Annotated in this window: 2 protein-coding genes; both read left to right on the top strand. The window is 63.5% G+C overall.

From position 1 onward, the window contains the following. The first annotated feature begins 113 nt into the window (after window positions 1-113). Window positions 114-728, top strand: a complete 615-nt coding sequence (locus ACFMO5_RS09755) for a hypothetical protein (protein ID WP_376792559.1) — start codon at window positions 114-116, stop codon at window positions 726-728. A 149-nt stretch (window positions 729-877) separates the two neighbouring features. Continuing rightward, window positions 878-1,710 (top strand): glutamate mutase L (locus tag ACFMO5_RS09750; protein WP_376792558.1); only part of this gene is annotated, 833 nt, incomplete at its 3' end.

The raw sequence follows: 1,710 nt of genomic DNA, 5'->3' as shown, positions 1-1,710 counted from the left end.
CCGGGCGCTAAAGGCGCCCGGCTTGCCCCCAACCCCACGAGGGAACCAGCCGCATAACGCCTGATCAGATGTGGAAGAACCACCCAGAGCTCTCGTTTCGGGAGAAGGGCGCGATGGAATCGATGGGGATGATTGCGGCATTGCTTCTCACCCTGATGATCCTCAGCTATCTGATTGACGACACAGCAGTATATCGTCTGGCGGCCAGCCTGCTGGTCGGGCTCAGCGTGGGCTACTTCGTGGCTGTGATGCTCTGGAACGTTCTAATCCCCCAATGGCGGGAGCTAACGACAACGACGGATCCGCTGCGGCGGAACCTGTTGTTTGCGGAGGTTGGGTTAGGAGCTTTGATCCTGGCGAAGGGAGCGCCTCGATTGGGATTCCTCGGGGATCTTGGGCTGGCTGTCGCCTTGGGGATCGGTTTGGGAACCGCCGGGGCAGGGGCAGTATTGGGGACTTTGGGGCCTCAAATCGCCGCCGGGGCGGGCCGTGGGATCACCCTCGGGCTGGTGGCGACCCTCCTGGCGTTGCTGGCGGCCCAGTTCTACCGCCCCCCAATCCAGGCTCGCATCCCCAGCACTGTCTGGACCGGGTTGCAGGCTCTGGGGCGCGCGGTGTGGGCCTTCGCCCTGGGCGCCTTGTTCGGCGGAGCGCTGATCACGGGGATCTCTCTCTTGATCGGCCGTGCGGAGTTCTTGATTCAAGCGCTGGGCCAGTGGTGGCCGTAGCGCTTTGTCTTTTAAGGCTGATGACCCTTAGGGGTCTTCAGGGGTTAGGGGCTATTGCCGTATCTCCAAAACGAAGCTGGATGAAGGGATAGCGGCGGCATGCATGCGAAGCGTAGGCAGATGTAAGGGAACTCTGGGGTGAAGCGGAAATGAGTTTGAAAAGCCTGGTGACGATCGATATCGGAAGCGTCCAGATCCGCGCGCTGCTGTTTGCGCGGGTGGAGGATCGTTTCCGTTTCGTGGCAGCCGCCACCGCCCCCGCCCGTCTGCACGCGGCCCATCCAGATATCGCGCTGGGGGTGATGCGGGCGCTGGAACATCTGAGCGTGATCTGTGGGCGTCCGCTTCTGGACCCTCAAGGGAATTTGATCGTTCCGGAGCTCTCCAACGGAGCCGGGGTGGATGCTTGCTTGGTGACCCTTAGCGCCGCGCCCCCCATCCGGGTGGTCCTTGGGGGCCTCTCGCCGGAGTGGAGCCTTGCCAGCCTCCGGCGAGCAGCAGCCAGCGCCTACACGCAGGTGGTGGAGGTCTTGTCCGTCGCCCCATTGAACGGGCGGCGTCAGACGGAAGAGGAGTGGTTGAAGACCTTGGTCGCCAGCAAACCTCATCTCGTGGTCATCGCGGGGGGCGTCGATGGAGGGGCGACCCGGCCGGTTCGGGCGCTTTTAGAGACGGCCGCGCTGGCATGCCGATTGCGACCGGAGGGCGAGCGTCCATGGCTCCTTTTCGCGGGGAACCCGATCCTCCGCGAGGAAGCGGTCGCCCTGGCCGGTCGGGAGTTCCCCATACAGGTGCTGCAAAATGTGCGCCCGCAGCTGGATCTGGAGCACATCGGCCCCGTGGTCGAGGCAATGGATCAGCGATATGTGGAGCTGGGGACGACAAGCCTCCCCGGGTTTTCGCTTCTGCAAAACTGGGCTCGAGGGGATATCCTGCCAACCGCGAGGGCGCTAAGCCATGTGGCTCGTTACCTGAGCATGGA

It is taken from the genome of Thermoflexus sp., from assembly GCF_042408365.1.
GTDB lineage: Bacteria > Chloroflexota > Anaerolineae > Thermoflexales > Thermoflexaceae > Thermoflexus.
The sequence above is the reverse complement of the archived record's forward strand: the minus strand, read 5'-3'. Positions and strand labels throughout refer to the sequence as shown.